Raw genomic sequence first — 22,496 nt, forward strand, 5'->3', positions numbered from 1 at the left:
TTGCCGTATCAGTCGGTTCATCTCTCAATTAAGGTTCTCTTCCCCTCCTGAGGGGATGGTTCACTTTGAGCCTTCTCAGTCACACCGCGGCTTTAGCCCGGTGGCCCCTGCGGCCATGCAAATTGGAAATCGTTTAGACGGTTTCCCACGCAGTCGCCAGCCTGATCGCCGCGCTAAAGCGACGGCGAGAATGAGAGACTCTCTTAAACTGAACCAGTCCCCAACTAACTCGCCGGTTTGTGCTTTGCTGCCCACCCCTCTATCCTTATCGTTTGCCTTCAGGTGAGTTTTCTTCACTATCGGGACGCAGCAATGGATACAAACAAGATTCGCAATATCGCAATTATCGCCCACGTCGATCACGGCAAGACGACTCTAGTTGATGCCATGCTCAAGCAGGCCGGCACCTATCGCGACAACGAAACCATCGTCGACCGGGTCATGGACTCGATGGATCTCGAGCGCGAACGCGGCATCACCATCATGGCCAAGAACACTTCCGTGCGTTACGGCGATTACAAAATCAATATCGTCGATACGCCGGGCCACGCTGATTTCGGCGGTGAAGTGGAGCGCGTGCTGAAGATGGTCGATGGCGTGATGTTGCTGGTGGACGCGGCCGAAGGCTGCTTACCGCAGACGCGATTTGTGCTGCGCAAAGCTCTGGAAGCAAGACTGCCGGCGATCGCCGTCGTCAATAAGATCGATCGGCAGGACGCCCGCCCCGAAGAAGTTGTGAACGAGATCTACGAGTTGTTCCTGGATCTTGATGCCACCGACGAGCAAATTGAGTTTCCCATTCTCTATGCCATCTCGCGCGATGGGGTAGCCAAAAAGAAACTTGATGATACTTCGGCAAACCTGAAACCGCTGTTCGATCAGATTATTGAAACGATTCCGGCGCCGCATGCGCTGCGCACAGATTCTCTGCAGCTGCTGGTGGCGAATGTGGACTACAGCGAATACGTCGGCCGCCTGGCGATTGGAAGAATCTTCTCCGGTGAGATCGCGCGCAACCAGGAAGTAGTGATCGCCGGGCACGAAGGCACGGTCAAGAAAACCAGAGTGAAAGAGCTTTACGTTTTCGAAGGCCTGAAGCGCGTTCAGGCTGATACAGCCGGCGTGGGCGAAATTGTCGCGCTGGCCGGCGTCGAAGACATCAACATCGGCGAGACGATTACCCATCCCGACAACCCAAAGCCGCTGCCGGCGATCGCCGTGGACGAACCAACCATCGCGATGATCTTCACGGTTAACAACTCGCCATTTGCGGGCACGGAGGGTCAGTTCGTCACCTCGCGTCAGATCAACGAACGCCTCCAACGTGAACTGCTCGGGAACGTCGCGATTCGCGTCGAGGAAACGGATTCGCCCGATCAATTCAAGGTTTCGGGCCGTGGCGAACTGCAACTCGCCATCCTGATTGAGATGATGCGGCGCGAAGGTTACGAACTGCAGGTTTCCAAACCCGAGGTCATCACGCGCCGGGTCAACGGCGAGCTGCACGAACCAGTCGAGTTAGTTGTGGTCGATTGCCCGGAAGATTTTATCGGCGTCGTGACTGAAGCGATGGGCCGGCGCAAAGGCCAGATGACGAAGATGGTAAACCACGGCACCGGCCGCGTGCGCATTGAATTCGAAGCGCCATCGCGCGGGCTGATCGGATTTCGCGGCGAGTTCCTGACGGAAACTAAAGGCACCGGCTTGCTCAATACGCTCTTCCTGCGTTTCGACAAATGGATGGGCGAGATGAAAGGCCGCGGCAGCGGCTCGCTGGTCGCGGATCGCATGGGCACTTCGACTACTTACGCGCTCTATAACCTTCAGGAGCGCGGTGTTCTCTTCATCCGGCCCAACACCAAAGTTTACGAAGGCATGATTGTCGGCGAGAACGCGCGCGCGGTCGATCTGGATGTGAATGCGATCAAGGAAAAGAAACTGACGAACATGCGCGCGTCGGGTTCGGACGAAGCCATGCGACTGGTGCCGGTGAAGGACTTGTCCCTGGAAGAGGCTTTGGAGTTCATTGCCAATGACGAATTGGTCGAAGTAACACCCAAATCAATTCGCCTGCGCAAACGAGTTTTGAAAGCGAATGAACGTCCGAAGAAGGAAAGCTGAACTTGAGTTTTACCCGGACGGTTAGAGCGGCGTCGCCCCGCTGCGGTGTCATCGAGCGAACCATTCCGGTGGCTTTCGTTCTGATGGTCGGAAAACGGGCGCCATGAACCACAGAGTCCCACCGAGATTCTGAAATTAGGAACAGCCTGCGGGTGCGCACACCCTATCTCATTGCGATTGGCAATTGATTGCTCTTCACGCTGCGGAGTTTTACAGCTAGGGACAAATCGCCCCGGCCCCTAAGGTCGTCGGTGAGACAGACCGTGACTTGCGTTATCCAGTTGAAATCAGGAACTTCATTCACGGCTTCGACTGGCAAAACGTAAGTGACATTCTGCGAATCAATGGCTTCTACGGTAATTACTGCCGGGATTTCTCCGTCTTTTAATTCCAGATTGTATCCAAACAGCGTTAACCGCGTGCGTTGATCGGTACTAAAAAGATTCTGTGGGGACGTGACGGCGAAAGGCTCGCTCATCAGGCTTACCGACTCTAACGCCGTGGCTTTTCCGGTGTATTCAAACTGGCGATTCAGATAACTAAGCAAGACTGGCGGCTGCTGATTAACCGGTACGAGACTGACGTGGATTTGTTGGTAATACAAGCCCGTTATCGCTTCGAAACCCGAGTCCGTTCCCACCAGCAGCCAGAGTTCGCCGCGTGAATTGGCATTCACCAACGAAGTGTGTTGATGAGTGCGCTGGATAGAAACATAGGGCCGTTGATTAATGTTGCACGGCTGGCCGTTGGCAATGTTCCCCGTCACCGACGCGGCAATCCCACTCTGCGCTTGATCTGACTTGTCCACGTTCATCCTCAGCCAGGGAAAAACGGTCGGCTTAGCAAACAAAGTCTTTGGCTCCGCCGGCGATCCTCCCGCCTTCAGATAAACGCTTTCACCAGGTGAGCCACCGACACCGCCGCACCCGCTCTGGGCGTTCGACGCAAAAACAATCGTAAAAGTGATTTGATAAGTCTGACCGGCGACGATGCCGTCGTTGCGATCTAATCGTCGTTTCAAGAACATGAACAGATCATCGGAATGATTGTCACCTTGAATGTAGTATCCGGTTCCGCTTACACCCAATTCCGGAGGTAAGTTCTTTATCTCAGCTCGCAGTTCGTACAAATCATTTTGATCGGTAGCTGGCGGGTAATCCGAAAAGCCGGCTTGCCACCCCACAGTACCGTTGCGGAAATCGAAACTTTTGGTGACGGGCTGAGCGGTCTGCGCGAGAGTCGCCGGCGGGCACGCCATGCAAAGCCAGCTTGCCAAGGCGATAACGCTGAATTGCCACACCGAGGTGATAGTCTCGCCCAATCTCATGCTTCTAGTCCTGTTAGGCGGGGTTGCCCGCCTTTTCTACGGCGACGGCGGCGTCAGAACAAGCTTGATCGGTTCAGTATGCACGCCGGCCACGATGGGAGAAGAGTGAGCGTTGGCGAATTTGCCTTTCGTGACTTCCAGCGAAGCGCTGACGGTGAGCGTGAGGCCGGCGTAAGCCTTAAAGCTGAATCGTCCCGCTTCGTCAACCTTGATTCCGTAAAAGACGCTGTCCTTCGGCACCATGTAACCAACATTCGCGTTGGTGACCGGCTTGCCGTCCGGCGCCACAACCTGTCCGCGAATCTCGACTTCAGACGGCAGCGGCGGGACCTTAATATCGAGGTCAATCGTCTCGCCTTCTTTGATAGTAAAGACTCGGGCCTGAGACTTGTCCGTCGTGCCGGGGTAATACATTACCGGGAATGGACGGTCCTGACTGCTCATGCCGTCAAAACGAATTTGCAGCACATAACGGCCCTCCGGGATCAGTTTGAAACTATACGAGCCGTCTTCATCCGCGTACGCATAATCCTCGTGTCCCTGGTACCTTTCTTTGTCAGCTTGAAGCAGGGTGATTTGGGCTTTAGCGACTGAAAGCCCTTGAGCATTGAGCACTCGACCGCCGAGTTTAGCGTTCGACTCAAGCCAGAAGTGCACAACGGCGCACCCGCGATCCGCAACTTTCACTTTTGTATCAGGGCCGCGCGTTGCGAGTCCTTTCGGCGCGGCCGGCACAACCGTATACTCTCCGGGCTCGACGCCCTCGATCTTAAACGCTCCTTTTGCATCAGTGACCGCCTCGGCTTTTTGCGGCCCATCGATCGTCACCTTCACGCCGGCCAGCGGTTCACCGTTCGACCCGCCTGTCTCATTCCGCCGCTCGCGAACAACTTCGCCGCTGATCGTTCCGCCGGCTTTGGCTTTACTTAATCCGCGGATGTATACGAGATCCGGATCGGCTTCCGATATCGCCCGGGTGCGCGTGCAAATATTGGTGTGCAGTTTTTGGTCGCTCTCAGATCGATAAGCGTAGACGAGAAACTGCTGCGCGCGACGAAAGCCGAATCCGCAGTCACCACCGCCGAGGCCCGTCAGCACTTCGACTTCCGCGCCTTCCACGCCGCGAAACGCTTCATCGATCGAAATGCGCACGGCGCGCCGCTGGTATTCGAAGTCGCCTTCTTTCACAGTTACCAGCTTCCCTTCGATCACCGTGCCGATGAAGACGGCCGTAACTTCCCAATACTCCTCGCAAGGAGAGTCTTCCCCGGCGCAACTGCAAGCAGAAACGCGCGTACTGCTGAAGAGCATTAGCACCGTTAAGCCGAGCAACATGAAAACGTATCTCATTTTTGTCCCTTATTTATCGAACGGGGATAGTCTCAATCTCTTGCAGACCTCAACCACGCCAAGCGCTGGTTTTAAATCGGATAAATCCCACTTCGTAATTACCGCCATAGGGCGACTTTACCCAATTGATGCCTCTCACAAGCGTGTAGTGGCCAGCCGCATCATCAAAAAACCACAGGCCATTGAGCTGAACGCGACGAAGTCTATTCTCAAGAAATATCACTCGCTTGACGCTCCAGGCATAAAAGCTGTCGCGGGAGTACTGGCCGAGTTTTTGGACTCCCACCTGGCTATTTCCAAACAGGGCCCGTTCATTTGCCTCGATGTAGCGGACGCCAACTCGCGCTCTGCCTACGTACACCTTCATATCGGACCCGCGCGGCCCGGTAGTCAGTTGGTACACTCCGTCTTGGAGGATTTCGAACTCGGTGCCAGACCCGGCGAAAGTAATTACTGGCCGCCGAAATTCTTCCGCTTCCTCGCCGAAACCTAAAATGATCATTGCTGAGCCCCGCACGACTTCTATGGCCGCGTCTCCGTCCCGTCCGGATCCATAAACAATTTCAGTGTTCGTAGTTAGAAACAGCGAGCAGGTCATATACAACGCGATCTCAAGCCGGCCACCGTCATCCGTCCTGACCACGTCGCCGTATTTCAAATCGTGGCCGTTCTCAACCGCGTGCCAATCAGACTGGCTATCTCGGACAAAGACTCCCGGCTGAACGAAACTTACAAAACCGCCCAGAGCTCTCACAATACTTGCTGCGCGTTTTGATTGCCGCTCCTCGTCAGTCTCGGTGTCAAGATAGCTGCGTGAATTACTTTTCAGAGTGCGATACCACTTGCTGTTCTTCAGAGTGTCATTCGATCGGACTAACGATTGGCTGCGCTGGCGACTCCACTCATCAAACTCGTCGGTTTGGATATTGAATTTCTCGAGCTTCGCCGCGTCATCGCGGAACGTTGCCGAGAAACCGCTATCCACGCGCTGCCCGGCAAAAAACGCGCGTCCATTGCTGACCCGCAGTCGCGTTTCGCGATCTTCATTTACATCGAACCGGTAAAGGCCACCCGAAACGATTCCGAATTCGTTTCCCGGAAACCGAACAGTCACCGGCTCATATTGGAAAGGAAACGCGCGGTCATACTCCCACTTGGCCATCCGGCCCCTGATTACACAAACCTCAACGATGGCCGAACCAGCTTCGATTTTTAAAGTGAGATTGGTCGGAGTTAAATCAACCAGAGTCAATTGAGTTCTGGCAGAAAGCCGCAAGTAATAACCGGGATTCAGCAGAATCTCGGCGCGCGCATCGGAACCGGTTTGAATCGTGTCGCCATTCCCCAATTCCATTCCGGCTTTGACGACTTGCGGTATAGATCGCGCACCCGTGTAAGTGACGCTGCTTTCGGCAAAATTGACTACGCCGCCCTTCGTGAGAAACCCATCCAGAGGTATGGCGTGCTCTGGGCGGCGCGGTTGCTGCGGACTCTGAGTGAATGCAGGCGCGAAAATTAAAACAAGAATCAGAAATGTGGGAATCGTTTTCATCCGAGAGACGACTCAAAAAACGCCACAATATGGCTGCCGCTTCGACGCTGCAGGGAAGATTAGGTTTGCCTCGATAGTCCTGGTTTCAGAATCTCTGTGGCGCTCGGGTGGAACTCCCGTCTCCCTGCGGTGAATTTGTCTTTAACTACCACCACAGAGACACCGAGAACCACAAAGCCGCACAGAGAAAAGCAAACCACACTCCGTTTGCTTGGTTATTGTTTGCTTTGCTGCACACGTCGAGAATCAAACGTGCGACCACGAAAACTCAGCCGTTCATCCGAGATGCTTGCGCAGGAAAGGCACCGCGCGCTGCCAGGCCAACTTCGCAGCCTCAGCGTTATACGTCGGACGCGTGTACGCGAGAAAACCGTGACCTGCTCCTTCATACGTAAACAGTTCGACCGGCGTCCTTTGACTCTTAAGCTCCTTCACCAGCCGCTGACTTTCAGCCAATGCGACGGCTACGTCGGCCGTGCCGTGATGAATCTGCACCGGGACTTTTAGCCGCTTCACGTCGCTCGCCTTCGTCACGCCTGGATGAAAAGGCACGACGGCATCAATCTGGCGTGAGCGTGCACCATAAAGCATCGCGATCTTTCCGCCATAACAAAATCCAAGCACGCCCATCGTGTCAGTTTTGACGAACGATTGCTGCCGCAAATAATCCGCCGCGACGTCGAGATCTTCAAGCACATCAAGATCAGTGTGGTTTGCACCAGCGGCACGCATTTCCGCCAGCGTCCTCGCGGCGTCGGGCAAAACATGAAAGATGTTCGGCGCGAGTCCCACAAACCCGGCCACCGCCAGCGCCGCACACGTGTTCGGGATGTATTCTTCGGTGATGCGATTGCCCGCAATCACCAGCACTGATGGGTAGACGCCGTCGGCCTTCGGGCGCGCGAGATAGCCATCGATAGTTTCGACGCCGTTATGTTTGAAGACGACACGGCCATGTTGAATTGAAGGGTCATCCAGGACTCGCGTTGGCGCGTTCTGAGTTTGCGCGTTTGTGTCCGCAACGTTTAGCAACGCGAAACTGGCGAGCGTCGCCGTCGCGCCGGACAAGAATGCCCGCCGACTGGAAATATCCTCCGGGCAATCGTCTTCAATGCACATAATTGGTTTCCTAACCTGCGCGCTATTTAATCATTCACCCCAAAAAATACTCACTGCGCGGGCGAAATTTAAAGACGCAACTTCGGCGAGCTTCTTTATCTCAATGATCAGGGTCATGTGGGAGAAAGCAATGGGAAGTCTAATCGTCTATCCGCGCTGCTCCGGACTTGAGATCACGCAACAACCTATCGAACCCTTCTTGGTATGCGTCAGGCGTCTTCCACTGACTAAAGTCGCCAATGTGGCGCTGACGGCGAATATCAGCTGGCCACCCTGAGCTTATCTCCAATACTGAGTCATCCAGTCGGACCGGAAAAAGCATAGTACGGGTCAGTTGTTGTTCTCTTTCTATAGCCGTTTCGACTTCTTTTTCGACCCAAGAGCTCGACACTGAATTAACAGAGAGGACTAGAAGTAATTTGTCATATACTCGAATTACTTCGTCAATACGCGTACGAAATTTCTCACCTATTTTTAGATCTTCCGGGGCAAACCAACATCGCACTCCCCGGCTTTGCAGATCAGAATAAAGTTTATTAGCGAAATCTTGATCTTTACTCGAATAACTAATGAAGCAAGAATAAAACTGAATGGGTTCGATTGCCCCTACAAGGGCAGGAACTTGAACGATAAGCGCATCTGGGACGCCACACCCGCGCAAAAACGTTTCTGAGATTCGGCCTAATGACTGAAACAGGGTATCTATTCCGACGGTGGACGGCCCCGTATGGATTACCGTGTCCAGTCCTTGAACGCCACTTAGGTCAACATTGCCAAATCTGGTCCATCCGACTCTGGCATAACTCATATTGGCGCCATGAAGTGTGGCGTCATTAAAATCCACTCCGAAGAGGTTAGCCCCGCTGAAGTCCGCAGCAGCTAGATTGGTTCTTCCGAGATTGGCTCTGTCGAAATTTGCATTCCTAAAACTAGAGTAGCTTAAATCTGCCAAACGCAAATACGCTCTGTCGAAGCTCGCCTCGTTAAAGCTCCCGTTTTTAAGATCCGCTTGACTCAAATTGGCACGTCTAAAGTTCGCGAAATCAAGGTTCGCATGGCTCAGATTAGTCTTAAACAGGTCCACGCGTCTCATGTCAGCATGTGGAAGCTCGCAGCCCTTAAGGTTCGCTCTACTTAACCGAGTGTGTAGTGGATTCCCTTTTCTCCATTCGTTCCAAACAGATACTCCCTGCAGTAGAATATCGAGAGGCTGAACGTTTAGATTTTCTACCATACGCCCTAAAAGACCCTACATAGGTATATTAACTCTCGTCTAGCGCGAATTGGTCAGACGAGCCCTATTCCCAAGAGAAAGGCCTATCTACCGGGCCGATACTTTCACGCTGCATTCGCCCCTTCCGCCAAAGCCCTTTGCCGCGCGAAGTGTTCTGCGATTTCCGTAGCGGTCTTGCGGCCCACAAATGGCGCGAGCTCTTCCACGCTTCGCTCACGCTTCGCCCGAACCATTCCTTAGGATTTGCTCGATGGCCTTTTCAACCTCCGCTGACAGATTCAAACCGCCTACAAGTTCTTCTTCGAATTGCTTAAGAATCGACAGCGCTCGCTTCTTTGCTCGGTTGTACATCGTGGTCGTGCGCGGAGTGTCGGCAATGCTCTCCCGAAATTCGGCCATTTGAACCTGAGACTGAGCAAACACGGCCTGCAACATCCGAATCCCCGATAACATGCGGTTCAGATCGTTTTCATTTTGCGGGCGGAATTCCTCAATTGTGAGGGCGCGGCTATACGCGTCCATCCCATTAGAAAATGAGGCGCTAACCACAGGGACGTCTGCTTCCATGAGCGCGGCAAAACTGTTAAGTGCTTCCGCGATCCGATTACTAATGCGCTTCACATCTTTTACCTCAATGTTGCCGCCGGCGGTTATGCGATTCAGATCTGCAGCACCGCTTCTGACGCGAGAGTTGAGGTCTTCCATCGCCGTATTCATCCGCGTCAACGCTTCTGTCATCGACTGAAAATTCTCTTGCCCCTCCTCGATGAGGTCCAGCAATCCTACGTCCTCATCATCGTGCTGGGAGTCTGCTGATTCTTCGTCTTTTTGTATGGTTGTAGAGACGACACCCTCAGGGGCTGTTTGAACTCCCCAAGTCTTTCCCCACTCTTGCACTTGGCGACCCAGATGCATTCGTGCTAATTGAGCGAATTCGTCCCTACTAATAAATGTCCAGTAATAGACTCCTTTCTCCCCGAGTTCATCTTGGAACTTCTTTCGAGATGTGAGTTGTTCCGGATCTATTTCGCTGGGGCTTACAGTAGCGTCCTTGAAGTAAAACATCACCCGGATGTCATTTGGAACATGTCTATGTCTTTCGTACGCACGGTGGAACTCTTCAGCAGTACCGGAACCATCTCGCGCAGTAGGAGAGCCGAAGCGAGTCCACATGAGCCCGACAAAAATGTCGTACTCATCTGCAATCTGTTCGTTAATTACTGCTTGGGGATCCGACCCTGCTGCTGGAAATGTGTGGGTTTCCCAGCCAACCCACTCCAGGCGAACGCCGAGATTCTTGCTCCACGTATTGTTAAGTTCTTGTATTAACTCTTGTAGCGCAGTCCTCTCCTCCTTAACATCGCTCGGAGACGAAACAAAGACGCGCAAAACTGTTTCAGTTCGGGCCATCGGTTTGATTACTGGGGTTTTTGATGTGTTGCAAACACAGCAGCTCTCGCTGCGTCCTGATGTCTTCCCATTGCTGTCTGAGATTGTCGAGAACGGCAGTCAATCCGAAATCCGTCAACACAATCTTAGTGCAGAGCATCCCAAAATCCGCGCACCACTTAAATGCAAATGCTGACACGAGATTGAAAGATTGCGGCGGTTGATTCCAAAACGCGGCAACTCCAGAATGAATTCGCCAATTCATCTTGGCGTACTCAGTCCGGTAGTATTCGGTCAACGATGAGCCTAAGTCTGCTTCTATTTGGGACGCATAAAACACGTCTGCCATTTGAATATCTTCGAATAATGTGGGCTTACCAGTCCATCGTTCAGGATGAGTAGGTTTCTTCGGATTGCGTTTGTTCGGCCACAGCACCGTACGCATGTGATCTATGCTGCTCTTAGAATTGCGGACAAATTCGACTTGCCCATCAAATTGGTCCGGAACATCCAAACCATTTTCTTGATAAAAGCGAATTATCTGCTCGGCGGATTTCATCTTTTGTGATTCACCCCACCAATGCATTTTCCATCCTGAAGCATTTGTCTTGTCTTGATGAAGTAAAGTCAGATCGACGGTAATCTCCAGGAGAGCTCTGTTAGCAACTGCGGTCGCTTGAAAATCTAACGGGTCATTCAGTTTTTTAACCGTCTGCATCCAAGCGTGTGCGCGTCCCCAGAGCCCTTTCATAGACACGTCTCGATGTCCGGTTTGTGAGTTTACAATCACACCATTAACAGTTGGCCAACGGTCCTTCATGTAGTCCGCAACAAGCTGCGCTCCTTGGTACATCCCGGTGGCGAATGCTTTTGTTTGTTCGATTGTCGGCGCGTCTTCCATGGTCAATTTTCTCAGGCCGCATTCGCGCCTTCGGCCAAAGCCCTTTGCCGCGCGAAGTGTTCCGCGATTTCTGTGGCCGTCTTGCGGCCAACGAATGGTGCGAGCTCTTCGACGCTGGCTTCTGAGACGCGGTGAATCGATCCGAAATGACGCAGCAGACGCGTTTTTCGCTTGTCGCCCACGCCCGGAATTGCCGACAACTCAGAAGTGAAGTCGCGCAGCTCACGCCGCTTGCGGTGATAAGTGACCGCGTAGCGATGCGTTTCGTCGCGAATCATCTGAATCAGACGCAGCACCGGCGAATAAGAATCGAGATACACGGGCCTGTCTTCACGGCCTTTGACGAGCAGATAGGCGACTTGATTGTGATAGAGCGGCGGCTTGACGACACCAATCATCGGCACGGCTTCCAGATCCAGTTCGCGCATTGCCGTCGCCGCCGCATTCAATTGCGCCTTGCCGCCGTCGATCATGATTAGATCGGGAAGCGGCTTTTGTTCGTCGCGCACGCGACGATAACGACGCATTACCGCTTCGTGCATTGAAGCGAAGTCGTCTGCGCCCTGCTTCCAACGAATCTTGAACTTCCGATATTCGCTGCGGTTCATTTTCCCGTTTTCACTGACCACCATGCCCGCCACATTCTCCGACCCCTGAATGTGCGACACATCAAATGATTCGATCCGGGCAGGGAATCTCGGCAGCTCGAGCGTCTCCTGCATCTCTTCGAGGACCCGCTTCATGTCCGGCTTCAGCACGCGAAAGCGCTGCTCGAACGCCAGCTTCGCGTTCTTTTCGACCAGGTCGATCATGTCGCGCTTCTCACCGCGTTGCGGCGCGAGAATGTGAACGCGCCGGCCCTTGCGTTCGGAGAGTGCACGCTCAAGCAGTTCGCGATCTTCGAAATTAATCGGCACATGAATCTCGCGCGGCAGCAACGAGAGATTCACGTCATGTGTGTTTAGATCCGCGGCGGGAATGCTGGGCCCGCGTTCGGCGGCGCTGTAGTACTGCGACAACACCTCGCTCAGAAACTCAGCCGGACTGAAATCTTCTTCCGGCAGGTCTTCCCAGAAAAATTCCCGGCGGCCGACGATGTCGCCTTCGCGCATGGTGAACAGTTGCAGCGCGAGCCGTTTGCCTTCGCGATAATAGCCAAAAATGTCTATGTCGCTTTCGGAAGTCGTCGCCATCTTCTGTTGCTCGGAAAGCTTGATTACTGTCTTCCGCAGATCGCGATACTTGGCGGCGACTTCATAGCGCATCGCTTCCGACGCGTGCATCATGCGCGCCTCAAGTTTGTCCGCCAGTTCCGTATTCCGGCCTTCCAGCAACATGCGCACGTCGCGCACCGCTTCCTGATATTCTTCCGGCGTGCACAAGCCTTTCACGCACGGTCCCAGACATCGTTTGATGTGATACTCGAGACACGGACGCGGCGCTTTGCCGTCAATTTCGATATCGCACGTGCGCAGTTGAAACGTCCGATTGATCAGATCGATTGTCCGGCGCGCCATCGAAGCCGGCAGAAACGGTCCGAAGTAAAGTGCACCGTCGTTTTGAATCCGCCGCGTGATCACGCACTTGGGAAACGGCTCGTTGACGGTGAGCTTCAAGTGCGGATAAGACTTGTCGTCTTTCAGCTTGTAGTTGAAATACGGCTGGTGCTTCTTGACGAGTGAAGCTTCCAGGATGAAAGCTTCGACTTCGTTGTCCGTCACGATGACTTCGACATCGGCGATCTGGTAGACGAGCTCTTCAGTCTTGATGCCGTAGCTGAATTCGCCGCGGCGGCCGGACTGAAAATACGAGCGCACACGGTTGCGCAGGTTCTTGGCCTTGCCGATATAGATCACTTTTCCGGCCGCGTCTTTGTACAGATAGACGCCCGGTGACCGGGGAATTTCTTTGAGCTTTTCGTCGAGAGTCATTGTTGATAACCGCAGTAACTCTGGCATATCAGAGCCTTGACCGAAAGGCCGTCAACGAGCCTTCGAAGACGGCGGCAGAAGGTAGCCCCGGGTGAGCGAGCGCAGCGAGCGTAACCCGGGGTGCAGTTGTTATAAGATTCGAGCCCGCGAAGCGGGCGACAGAACTCTGCCGCCCCTCCGGGGCTCAAATTATAAGTAGCCGCTGAACCCCGGGCTTACGCCCGGGGCTATGTTATGCCGCCTGCTGACGCAGGCTCGTAGCGCGTACCAGTCACGTTCCGCTTCATACAACTTTGTCCTGAAATATGATAGCTGATTACCAGCAGACATATTAAACGACGTGCAACTACCTTTTCAGCTTCCTGACAAAAAAGAATTCGATGCCGTCGGCTTCGGCTTGAATGCTGTCGATCATTTGGTCGTTGTCCCGGAATATCCCCAGTTCGACACGAAAATTAGATTGACGGAACACAAAGAGTCCGCGGGCGGGCAAACAGCGACTGCGATGGTGGCGTTGCAGCGGCTCGGGATGAAGACTGCGTATGCCGGCAGGTTTGGTTCGGATGACGCCGGCAGGTTTGGTCGCGAGTCCCTGGTTTCAGACGGCGTCAACGTCGATCACGCCGAGACGATTGATGGTGCAACTAACCAAATCGCCTTCATCATTATCGACGAACGTTCCGGAGAGCGCACCATCATTTGGGATCGCGACGAACGCCTTTCTTACCGGGCTGATGAAGTGCCGAGGGACTTAGCAGGCCGGGGCCGTGTCCTGCATATCGATGCGCACGATCCGCCCGCATGTGTAGCCATGGCGCGCGCAGCGCACAACGCGGGCGCGGTTGTCACGGCTGACATCGACAACATCTACGAAGGCCTGCCGGAATTGCTCCCATTGATTGATGTGCTGATTACCTCCTCGGAGTTTCCGCATCGCTTGACCGGGATCAGCGACTTGCGCGAATCGTTGACTGAAATCGAATCGCGCTATGGCTGTGCCATAGTCGGTGCGACGCTCGGCGCACGCGGTGCGATGGTTTATTGCGAAGGTCAATTCATCGAATCACCCGCGTTCGCGGTTCCCGGCGCCTGTCGCGACACAACCGGCGCCGGCGATGCCTTTCACGCGGGATTTATTTACGGAATGTTAAGCGGTGCAGACCTCGAAGCGTGTCTGAAGTTTGGAAACGCCGTAGCTGCTTTAAAGTGTCGGGCGTTGGGCGGGCGCGCGGCTTTGCCGGGCGTTGAAGAGCTCATGGAGTTCATGTCAAACGCAGAGCCTAATGCTTGAAGGCAAGTTTGTCAGGTAGAACATCTACGTTGACTTGCGGCTCGTACTGGATCGTCAGCTCCACCTCCACCTTTCCGGACCTTTTCTCAAACAGCTTAACGAGCAGGAACGTCTTCTTATCTATCCAAAGGGTAACCCGAGTGTTCATCCAATCCGTGCCTTCAATGCGATACGCAGGTCTGCCGCTAACCTTCTCTTCAGTGACCAAACTCAACTCGGTCAGATTCTGCACGCGCCGGGTATCCCCCAAATTCTGAAAGAGCATGCTTGGGACTACGATGGCCGATTGGCTCGAAACTCCTGTCGCGCCCGCCAAGGCCTGTCCGAGAGTCTCGTAATATCTGGTTTCAGGTTTTATGGACCACCAACTTCTGATAGAAACGCCGTCGCGCCATACGATAAACCTTTCCGCCCTGAGATCGCTGTCCTCGGTAAATTCAAAACGGAAACGCGAGGGCCGCACAAAGGCCGTGGTAAAAGGTTTTATGACAACCCGATTGCCGGACCCTCTAAAAAAGACTTCTTTTACCCTGCCCTTATCCATGTAGCTGTTACAAGACATATAGACGGAACCATTCGATCCAGAACTTCCTTCGCCGAAATCGTTTCCTTTTGCTGTGAGTAGCCGCGAACCGGGATCAACAGCACTAACAAACAAAGCAGAAGCAGTCGTTTCATCGTAGTGTTCGCCTCCTTTGAGCTGTCGCCTCAATCTCAAGACGCTTTCAGCACCTGCGCTGTCACCTCTTTGTTGCCGTGAACCCGCATAAAATACATCGCGACCAGGAACCCGGCGAATTGAATCACGGCCGCCGTCCAGAACGTGCGAAAGATCGACGCATCGCTCATGTGGTGCGGTAGCCGATCGACGCCGACGTAGGCGATGGTGCTGTAAATCAGAAACGCGGCCATTGACGGACCGACCGCGCGGCCCAGGCTGGCGACTGATTGAGTGACACCGAGCACCACACCCTGTTCGCTGGCGCTCGCACACTTCGACGCGAGACTGGTGAGCGACGGCGCGTTCAAAGCGTTTCCCACTGAATTGATCGCGCCGGTTACCAGAACCCCCAGCAGTCCCATCGCCGGACCAACAAAGGGGACAACGAGGAGGCTTCCGGTGAACATGAGCGTCCCTGCCACGACCAGCTTCGCCTCGCCAAAGCGCTTCACCAGTTTTCCAATCAAGGCGCCCTGCACGAACGCCGAGATGATTCCCACGAACACGAAAATCCAGCCGCTCTGAAACGCGTCGTAACCAAGACGGAAGACCATGAACAGCGTGAACACCGCCGTCAGAATCGAAAACGCGACAACCGACAAAAAGTAGATCGTGAGCACCAGACTGAGGCGCGGGTTCTTGAAGGCGTTGATGACTTGAGCCCAACTCCGGCCGGTGGCCGCGGAGACGCGGGCGGGATGATCGGGCGTCACGGTTTCCGGCAGAGTGAAATACAGAAGTATTGCGTTAGCGAAAGCGAGAGCGCCCGCGAACATAAACGGCACATGCACACCCCAGCGGCTCATGACGCCGCCGATCGCCGGACCAAACACGAACCCGAGACCGAAAGCCGCGCCAATCAACCCCATTCCCTTCGCGCGATTTTCCGGCGTCGTGACGTCGGCGATGTAGGCTTGTGCGGTTGAAATATTTCCGCCGGAGATGCCGTCGATGATTCTTCCGAGAAACAGCATCCACAGCGTCGTCGCAAATCCCATCACGAAGAAACCGAGACTGGTGCCCAACAGGCTGATCAGAAGTACCGGCCGGCGCCCATGCTTGTCTGACAAACGTCCCAGCACCGGCGAAAAGATCAGTTGCATCACTGAGTATGAGGCGAAAAGCAGTCCTACTCCGCGCGGCGTCGCTCCAAAGCGCGTGCCTTCGGCGTAGTACGGCAGCACCGGAATGACAATCCCGAACCCGACCAGGTCGATGAAAACCGTGACGAAGATTACGAGGAGGGGTGAGCGCTTCATAACTTGGTTTCAAGTTCCAAGTTTCAGGTTTCAGGTTTCAGGTTTCAGGTTTCAAGTTATCCAACCATCGGGTCAGCGAGTAGACCAATAGAAATTCGCTCTAACTTTGAACTTGAAACTTGAAACTTGAAACCAGCGTGTTATCGGCGACTGATCATTCGATCGGCGGACGCCTGACCACCGCCGGCGATGAGAAGCGCCAAAGCCATCCCGACCAATGCCACGGTGTACTCGATGCCCGAATTCGACATGAAGAAGCCTTTGCTCCAGTGCACCCCCAGCATCGCGGTGAGCATGATGCAGAAGATGAGAAAAGCTCCGACCCGCGTAAACAGACCGAGCAGAACCAGAATTCCGCCGACCAGTTCGGCGATTGCCGCCGCGCCCATCCAAAGCCATGCCGGCCGCATGAATGGATAAGGCGCCGGAAAATTCATGAACGCGCGGAGTCCCGGCCCCTCCCAGGAGCCAAACACTTTTTGCGCGCCGTGGGCAATGAAGATAACTCCCAAAGCGAGTCGCAAAGGCAGCATGGCCCAGGTGGCTGAGGTCGCAGTCAGTTTACGAAGCATGACTCATAGCCTTTCCAGAAGATGAGGTCAGTACCATCTGCGTCAGCAGATGGAATAGCAACTTAGTCAACGAGTTGAACCCTTAACCCACCCGCTTACGCATGTGGTACTGACCTTTTGTGTGAATCGTCTCCCAACTATAAATCTGTTTCGGCGTGTCACCTAGTGTTGTAACCGGCGCGCCAGAGTGCGATGTATCGTGTACTGGTTCAGTTTGAGAGAATCTCTCATTCTCGCCGTGGCCTTAGCGCGGCGATCAGGTTAGCGGGCCGCGCAGGAAACCGTTTAAACGGTTTCCCTTGCTGGGGCCGCAAGTTGCCACCGGGCTAAAGCCGCGGTGTGAATGAGAAGGGTCAAAAGTGAACCAAGGATCCCGTTATCGACTCACGTAGATATCACCGCTCATTTCCGGTATCGTTCAACACGTCTTGCACAAGAAGTCGGCCCCCCTCTCCGCACGCGGAGAGGGGGTTGGGGGGGGAGAGGTGACGAGCGCGACAACCCCACCCCCCAACCCCTCCCCGCAAGCGGGGAGGGGAGAAAGCCACGTCGCTAATGAGTTTTTGCAAAGCTCGTTTCGCATGAGGAATCCAGAGACTATGCGCGGGAAAAGATGCCTCGGGGTGGCGCGACTGTGGCTGCTCGTTCTGATCTGCAGCGCCAGCGCGCTGGCGCAAGCGACAAAGCAGCCTGACATTTCCTTCACGGTATCAATGCCGGAACCCTCAACGCACTTGCTCGATGTGGAAATGAGGGTGCAGCGCTCCGAACCCAGGTCGCACGTAAATCTGATAATGCCCGTGTGGACGCCGGGCTCGTACATGGTGCGCGAGTTCGCGCGGCACGTGCAGGAGTTTGCGGCCTTCGATGGAAATGACCGGTCCCTGCCCTGGATCAAAACGAATAAGAACACCTGGCGCATTCAGACTGGCAACGCCCGCGACTATCGGGTCACGTATCGTGTTTACGCGAACGAACTGACGGTGCGGGCCAGCGAACTCAATGCAGACCACGCCTTCTGGAACAACGCGACGCTGTTGATGTATCCGGAGGGCGGACTTAACCAGCCAGTCACGCTGAATATCATTCCGCACGGCAACTGGAAGATCGCGACCGGCCTGCCCTCGACCGGCGAGCCGATGGCCGGCGGGCACTGGGCTTTTCGCGCCGAAAATTTCGACATCCTTTATGACTCGCCGGTTGAGGTCAGCAATTTTAAAGAACTGAAATTCGAAGTGCGTGGCGTGCCCCATCGCATCGTGATCGACGGCGAAGGCAACTACCACCCCGATCGTCTGCTGAACAGTGTGCGGCGGATCGTCGATGCGCAAATTGCGATGTTCGGCGAAATTCCCTATCGGGATTACACGTTTATTCTGCACCTGCGGGCGAACACTGGCGGTGGTCTCGAGCACCTGAACTCGACGGCGCTTGGCTTTCGGCGCCATGCATTTACCACCGAACGCGCATACTTCAACTTCAACTCTTTGGTCTCGCACGAATTCTTTCACCTGTGGAACGTGAAGCGAATTCGGCCCGACCCGCTGGGCCCGTTCGATTACACGAAAGAAAACTACACGCGGCTGCTTTGGGTCGCGGAGGGAATCACCGAGTATTACGGCAACCTCATGGTGCGCCGCGCCGGTTTGATATCTGATGCCACGTATCTCGAAATTCTCGCCGCGAACATACAGATTGTTCAGGAGCAGCCGGGCCGTCACCTCGTGAGTGTCGAGGAAGCAAGCTTCGACGCGTGGATCAAATACTATCGGCCGGATGAAAACTCGATCAATTCATCGGTCTCGTACTACGAGAAGGGTGAGTTGCTCGGGATGCTGCTTGACCTCGAAATTCGCCGCCGGACAAACGGCGCAAAGTCTCTCGACGATGTCATGCGTAAACTCAATGCTGAGTTCGCAAAGAAAAACCGAAACTACACGCCGGCGGATTTTCAAAGAATCTGCGAGCAGATTGCCGGTAGCAGCCTGGAACAATTTTTTTCGCGCTACGTCCGCGGGCGCGAAGAGCTTCCGTATAACGACTTCCTTTCCGCCGCGGGTCTGGCACTCAATACAACCGGAGCTGGCGTCGGGACTCTTATTCCATCAACAAGCTACCTGGGGGCCGACCTTGAAGAAACGGCCGGAACTCTCACAATCAAAAACGTGCGCGCGGGCAGTCCCGCTTACGAACAGGGGTTGAACGCTAAAGATCAAATCCTGGCCCTCGACGGTATTCGGGTGAACAAAGATCTGTTTGAAACGCTGATCCGCGCCAAGCCGCTCGGCAGCGTCGTTCGCGTTACGCTATTTCGAAATGAAGATTTGCGGACATTTGAAATCAAGCTGGGCAACCGGGTAAATGTTCCCTACCGGATCGTTCAACTGCCGGCACGGACCGATGGACAAAAGCAAATTTACGAATCGTGGCTGTCACCGACACGCGTGCCGTAGATGCGCCTCTGAATTCGTTTCTCTCAATGAAGTCGAAACTTCTCGTACTTGCGTGTCACCTGTGCCTGCCGGTGCTTGTCCTGCTCACCACAGGACCGATTCATGCTGTTGGTGAAAGTCATTCAGTATCAGCGGCTGGTTTAGTTCAGTCGGCGCGTTCATCTGCGGTTGAGACGGTTCAGTTTCACAGCCCGCTCGTCGGAAAGACCCTGCCATACAACGTTGTATTGCCGGCGGACTATCGCGCATCGCGGGTCACGCGTTATCCGGTTCTTTATCTGCTGCACGGACTGACTGGCCATTATTCAGACTGGCTGACGCGTTCGAATGTCGCGGATTACGCTTCAACATATCGAATCATCGTCGTCATGCCGGAAGGAAACGATGGCTGGTACACGGACAGCGCGACCGTCGCGAGCGATAAGTACGAGAGTTACTTCATTCGGGAGCTGCTTCCCGACGTGCAGAAGCGTTATCGCACAATCGAGAGTCGCTATGGCCGCGGCGTGGCCGGTTTGTCGATGGGCGGATACGGCGCGCTGAAGTTTGGTTTGAAGTATCCGGCGATGTTCGCCTTTGCCGGTTCGATGAGCGGCGCATTGCGTCCTGCCACCTGGACTGAAGAAGAATTGAAGGATTTTAAGGCGATTCGCGACTCGGTGTTTGGCGTCTTTGGTCCCATGGACTCAGAGACGCGGAAGGCAAACGACATTCAACAACTCGCGCGCAACGCGTCAGCCGCGCGGATTTCTTCGCTGCCGTACTTTTATCTCGACTGCGGAACCGAAGACGTGTTGGCCAACGACAACGCACGATACGCGGCGCTCCTGCATGAAAAGAAGATCGCGCACGAGTACCGGCAATTACCCGGCAATCACAATTGGCAGTACTGGGATCAGCAGGTGCAGGAAGTTCTGAAGATTGCGGCTGAGAAACTAAAGGCGAAATGGCATCGCCCACCCAGACCCACCCATCACCTACCCACTCAGGGCCCACCTTTGTAAACGAAATTATACCGGGGGGTCCCCCATTCAGTAACGAATTGGCGATCTTTTACCGCTGGTAAGAATATGACATTCCGTGCTGCCTGGATGCAGCGTTGGTCAACCTTGGTCCCCAGTCCGCTTAACAGCTTAATCTCACCTACCGATCCATCCGCTCGATACTCGACTGAGAGGCTGACGGTTCCATTCCGCTGCTGCGGTGGCAGGTCTGTTTGCGCCGGGTGCACAAAGAAAAGCGTCTTCGCGGGACGATCCGCCAGCGGTACCTTGTAAGACTTCTCGATTCCTTCAACGAAAAGGGTTGCAAAAGCCCCGCGGGACTTTTGGTCACCTTTTTGAAGTAGCTTGTTGCCGGCTTCTCGCAACCGATTCCACCAATCACACTCTTCCGAAGTACAGGGCTCAGTTGCCGCGGGAATCTCCGTATAGTGCCGAATTTGAAGCCCGCTTGAACCCACCTTCGTTGTTCGGGTTTTGGTGTCTTGGGCGGACGCGGGGACCGTCATCAAAAGAAACGCGCAGCAGAGAAGACTCGCTCCGAGTGAAGCACGCCTCTGAAACGAGAGGAAGACCGCCCCCAGAGTAGTATTCCTCTTCCCCATCCCGAATTGCGATGCGATTGCGAAGGTCACGTCCCCGGTTTTACTTTCCAAAGGCGTTTACGAACAGTAAACAAATTCTCTCTCAATCTCGAGTTTTTGACCATGGATGTTCTTATCTCACGCGCTTGAATTTCACCGGTCCGGCCGTGAGACCGTCCGCTCGATCGCCGGAAAACGTGAACCCGATCACGTTGCCGCTCGAGGGCACTATTTCTACGCGAAGTTCATTCTTAGCGGCGTCATACACCTCAGCCTCACTCCACAATGGTCCGTACGATACGACCAACTTGCCGTTGACGACTTTCCATTCCATTCGATCGCCCTCGAAACTCTCGTAAACGCCGGCATAAGACTCCAGCGGATGCGGCAGCGGCTTTTGGCGCCCCGCGCGTCTGCCGTATTCCGCCGCCAAACCTTCACGGTACCTCTTTCCCGTCTGCGGCGCGGCCGCCAGTCTTTTCTCCCAACGGTATTTTGCGCCGGGTGTTTGTAGGAAACTGTCATAGATGTACTGCGCCACGTTTTCCGCGAACTGGTCACCCAGTAATGACTCGTGCGTTAAGACCGCCACGCCGAGCCGATGTTCCGGCATGAACGAGACGTGCGCATAGAAGGCTGAGAAGGCTCCGTGTGCGTGAATCAACTTTTCGCCTTCATACGATCCAATGTTCCAACCGAGACCATATTCGTACCGGCGCACCCACGAGAACGGCGTGTCCTGATCAACTTGCCGGCGATGAGTCTCAGCAATTACGGCGGCGGGAAAAATCTGCGCGCGGCCGACTCTGCCACGATTAATGTTCATGATCAGCCACTTCGCCTGATCTTCACCGGTAGTAACCAGGCCGCCGGCGGCGTGCATATTTGCATCGGCCTTTGCGTAATAGAGTCGCTTGTAACCCGGCGTGGCTGCTTCGTAAGGCATTGCGAGCTGCTCGCGATTCGCGCGCGAAAGATACGGCGTGGTGGCTTTCATTCCCAGCGGGTTGATAACCGTTTCCTGAACCAAATCCTTCCAGCTCTGCTTAAGCGAAGTATCAAAAGCCAAACCCGCTACTTGATAACCGATGTTGCTGTAAGCGAAATCTTTTCCCGACCTTGACGCCGGATGCTGGGCCAGCGCCTCCACGAGTTGTGAGGTCGTGCCATGGCCGGTCAAGGTCAGTCTGAAATCGACGGGCCCGCCAGAGATTCCGTGAGTATGAGTTAACAGGTCGCGCAACGTGATCGCGTCCGGTGAGAGCGGGGCTTGCAGCTTCACGTTTGGAATAAACCGGCTCAGGGGCGCGTCGAGATCCAAAGTGCCTTTGTGATCAAGCCTTGCCGCGGTCAGCGCCAGGTACGGTTTCGATGACGACGCGGTATAGAAGACCGTCTGCGGCGTGACTGGCCGCTTGGCCTCCACATCGGCGTAGCCAAACCCCTTCAGAAGGATCACGCGCGAGTCTTTGACGACCACGACGACTGCGCCGGGAGCAATCTGATCGGGGTATAAGCCCTTGTGCAGGTCGGTGATGAACGGCTCGAGGTTAGGCGGCGTTTGCACACCTCGTGACGCAGCTTTATTCGGCTGAGCGATAACTGTGCTGAGCGACATCACGCCTAGTAGCGTTGCCGCAATTAGTTTTTTCATTCATTACCCCCGATTTCGAAAAGAGGCTCCGGAGCGT

At 54.6% G+C, this 22,496-nt stretch carries 16 protein-coding genes; 4 read left to right on the forward strand and 12 right to left on the reverse strand.

The window, feature by feature from the left end; all coding sequences use genetic code 11:
* Positions 1-312 precede the first annotated feature (312 nt).
* The gene (gene typA / locus VFX97_11655) at positions 313-2,121 is read left to right on the forward strand and encodes a translational GTPase TypA (protein ID HEX5703848.1); all 1,809 of its coding nucleotides are present in this window, start codon (positions 313-315) and stop codon (positions 2,119-2,121) included.
* 163 nt (positions 2,122-2,284) lie between these two features.
* On the opposite strand, the gene VFX97_11660 is transcribed toward typA, so the two are convergent.
* The 8 genes from VFX97_11660 to uvrC form a co-directional block, all read right to left on the reverse strand.
* Positions 2,285-3,448 (reverse strand): hypothetical protein, encoded by a 1,164-nt coding sequence (locus VFX97_11660; GenBank protein HEX5703849.1) that lies wholly within the window; start codon positions 3,446-3,448, stop codon positions 2,285-2,287.
* A 36-nt stretch (positions 3,449-3,484) separates the two neighbouring features.
* The gene (locus VFX97_11665; protein ID HEX5703850.1) at positions 3,485-4,798 is read right to left on the reverse strand and encodes a carboxypeptidase regulatory-like domain-containing protein; all 1,314 of its coding nucleotides are present in this window, start codon (positions 4,796-4,798) and stop codon (positions 3,485-3,487) included.
* 49 nt (positions 4,799-4,847) lie between these two features.
* The gene (locus VFX97_11670; protein HEX5703851.1) at positions 4,848-6,350 is read right to left on the reverse strand and encodes a hypothetical protein; all 1,503 of its coding nucleotides are present in this window, start codon (positions 6,348-6,350) and stop codon (positions 4,848-4,850) included.
* A 276-nt stretch (positions 6,351-6,626) separates the two neighbouring features.
* A complete protein-coding gene (locus VFX97_11675; GenBank protein ID HEX5703852.1) occupies positions 6,627-7,469 on the reverse strand; it encodes a dienelactone hydrolase family protein in 843 nt (280 codons plus the stop codon).
* Positions 7,470-7,608: 139 nt separating this feature from the next.
* Positions 7,609-8,703, reverse strand: coding sequence for a toll/interleukin-1 receptor domain-containing protein (locus VFX97_11680; protein HEX5703853.1), 1,095 nt, complete (start codon positions 8,701-8,703; stop codon positions 7,609-7,611).
* A 213-nt stretch (positions 8,704-8,916) separates the two neighbouring features.
* A complete protein-coding gene (locus VFX97_11685) occupies positions 8,917-10,113 on the reverse strand; it encodes a DUF4062 domain-containing protein (GenBank protein ID HEX5703854.1) in 1,197 nt (398 codons plus the stop codon).
* Positions 10,100-10,993: a hypothetical protein gene (locus VFX97_11690; GenBank protein HEX5703855.1), complete on the reverse strand. Its 894-nt coding sequence runs from the start codon at positions 10,991-10,993 to the stop codon at positions 10,100-10,102. The genes VFX97_11685 and VFX97_11690 overlap by 14 nt, the downstream gene beginning before the upstream one ends.
* An 11-nt stretch (positions 10,994-11,004) precedes the next feature.
* Positions 11,005-12,924, reverse strand: coding sequence for an excinuclease ABC subunit UvrC (gene uvrC, locus VFX97_11695; protein ID HEX5703856.1), 1,920 nt, complete (start codon positions 12,922-12,924; stop codon positions 11,005-11,007).
* A 340-nt stretch (positions 12,925-13,264) separates the two neighbouring features.
* Between uvrC and VFX97_11700 the strand changes: the two genes are divergently transcribed.
* Entirely contained in the window at positions 13,265-14,215 is a 951-nt protein-coding gene (locus VFX97_11700) for a PfkB family carbohydrate kinase (protein ID HEX5703857.1), read from the forward strand.
* On the opposite strand, the gene VFX97_11705 is transcribed toward VFX97_11700, so the two are convergent.
* From VFX97_11705 to VFX97_11715, 3 genes are all read right to left on the reverse strand, one after another.
* Entirely contained in the window at positions 14,205-14,927 is a 723-nt protein-coding gene (locus tag VFX97_11705; GenBank protein HEX5703858.1) for a hypothetical protein, read from the reverse strand. The genes VFX97_11700 and VFX97_11705 overlap by 11 nt on opposite strands.
* Before the next feature lie 2 nt (positions 14,928-14,929).
* Positions 14,930-16,195: an MFS transporter gene (locus VFX97_11710; GenBank protein HEX5703859.1), complete on the reverse strand. Its 1,266-nt coding sequence runs from the start codon at positions 16,193-16,195 to the stop codon at positions 14,930-14,932.
* Between the two features lie 140 nt (positions 16,196-16,335).
* Complete coding sequence (locus tag VFX97_11715) at positions 16,336-16,767, reverse strand: DoxX family protein (protein ID HEX5703860.1); 432 nt, start codon at positions 16,765-16,767, stop codon at positions 16,336-16,338.
* 599 nt (positions 16,768-17,366) lie between these two features.
* Here VFX97_11715 and VFX97_11720 point away from each other — a divergent pair.
* Positions 17,367-19,220, forward strand: a complete 1,854-nt coding sequence (locus tag VFX97_11720) for a PDZ domain-containing protein (protein HEX5703861.1) — start codon at positions 17,367-17,369, stop codon at positions 19,218-19,220.
* A gap of 26 nt (positions 19,221-19,246) precedes the next feature.
* A complete protein-coding gene (locus tag VFX97_11725) occupies positions 19,247-20,224 on the forward strand; it encodes an alpha/beta hydrolase family protein (protein HEX5703862.1) in 978 nt (325 codons plus the stop codon).
* A 714-nt stretch (positions 20,225-20,938) separates the two neighbouring features.
* Here the strand turns inward: VFX97_11725 and VFX97_11730 are convergent.
* A complete protein-coding gene (locus VFX97_11730) occupies positions 20,939-22,459 on the reverse strand; it encodes a serine hydrolase domain-containing protein (protein ID HEX5703863.1) in 1,521 nt (506 codons plus the stop codon).
* Between the last annotated feature and the right edge of the window lie 37 nt (positions 22,460-22,496).

The sequence above is a fragment of the Pyrinomonadaceae bacterium genome (assembly GCA_036277115.1).
In the GTDB taxonomy this organism is placed as follows: domain Bacteria; phylum Acidobacteriota; class Blastocatellia; order Pyrinomonadales; family Pyrinomonadaceae; genus UBA11740.

What these genes read in the sequence shown, in the direction of transcription:
- VFX97_11680 (HEX5703853.1), bottom strand. Translation starts at nt 8,703, where the DNA reads ATGGTAGAAAATCTAAACGTTCAGCCTCTCGATATTCTACTGCAGGGA.
- uvrC (HEX5703856.1), bottom strand. Translation starts at nt 12,924, where the DNA reads ATGACTCTCGACGAAAAGCTCAAAGAAATTCCCCGGTCACCGGGCGTC.
- VFX97_11670 (HEX5703851.1), bottom strand. Translation starts at nt 6,350, where the DNA reads ATGAAAACGATTCCCACATTTCTGATTCTTGTTTTAATTTTCGCGCCT.
- typA (HEX5703848.1), top strand. Translation starts at nt 313, where the DNA reads ATGGATACAAACAAGATTCGCAATATCGCAATTATCGCCCACGTCGAT.
- VFX97_11665 (HEX5703850.1), bottom strand. Translation starts at nt 4,798, where the DNA reads ATGAGATACGTTTTCATGTTGCTCGGCTTAACGGTGCTAATGCTCTTC.
- VFX97_11725 (HEX5703862.1), top strand. Translation starts at nt 19,247, where the DNA reads ATGAAGTCGAAACTTCTCGTACTTGCGTGTCACCTGTGCCTGCCGGTG.
- VFX97_11710 (HEX5703859.1), bottom strand. Translation starts at nt 16,195, where the DNA reads ATGAAGCGCTCACCCCTCCTCGTAATCTTCGTCACGGTTTTCATCGAC.
- VFX97_11720 (HEX5703861.1), top strand. Translation starts at nt 17,367, where the DNA reads ATGCGCGGGAAAAGATGCCTCGGGGTGGCGCGACTGTGGCTGCTCGTT.
- VFX97_11730 (HEX5703863.1), bottom strand. Translation starts at nt 22,459, where the DNA reads ATGAAAAAACTAATTGCGGCAACGCTACTAGGCGTGATGTCGCTCAGC.
- VFX97_11715 (HEX5703860.1), bottom strand. Translation starts at nt 16,767, where the DNA reads ATGCTTCGTAAACTGACTGCGACCTCAGCCACCTGGGCCATGCTGCCT.
- VFX97_11675 (HEX5703852.1), bottom strand. Translation starts at nt 7,469, where the DNA reads ATGTGCATTGAAGACGATTGCCCGGAGGATATTTCCAGTCGGCGGGCA.
- VFX97_11685 (HEX5703854.1), bottom strand. Translation starts at nt 10,113, where the DNA reads ATGGCCCGAACTGAAACAGTTTTGCGCGTCTTTGTTTCGTCTCCGAGC.
- VFX97_11660 (HEX5703849.1), bottom strand. Translation starts at nt 3,448, where the DNA reads ATGAGATTGGGCGAGACTATCACCTCGGTGTGGCAATTCAGCGTTATC.
- VFX97_11690 (HEX5703855.1), bottom strand. Translation starts at nt 10,993, where the DNA reads ATGGAAGACGCGCCGACAATCGAACAAACAAAAGCATTCGCCACCGGG.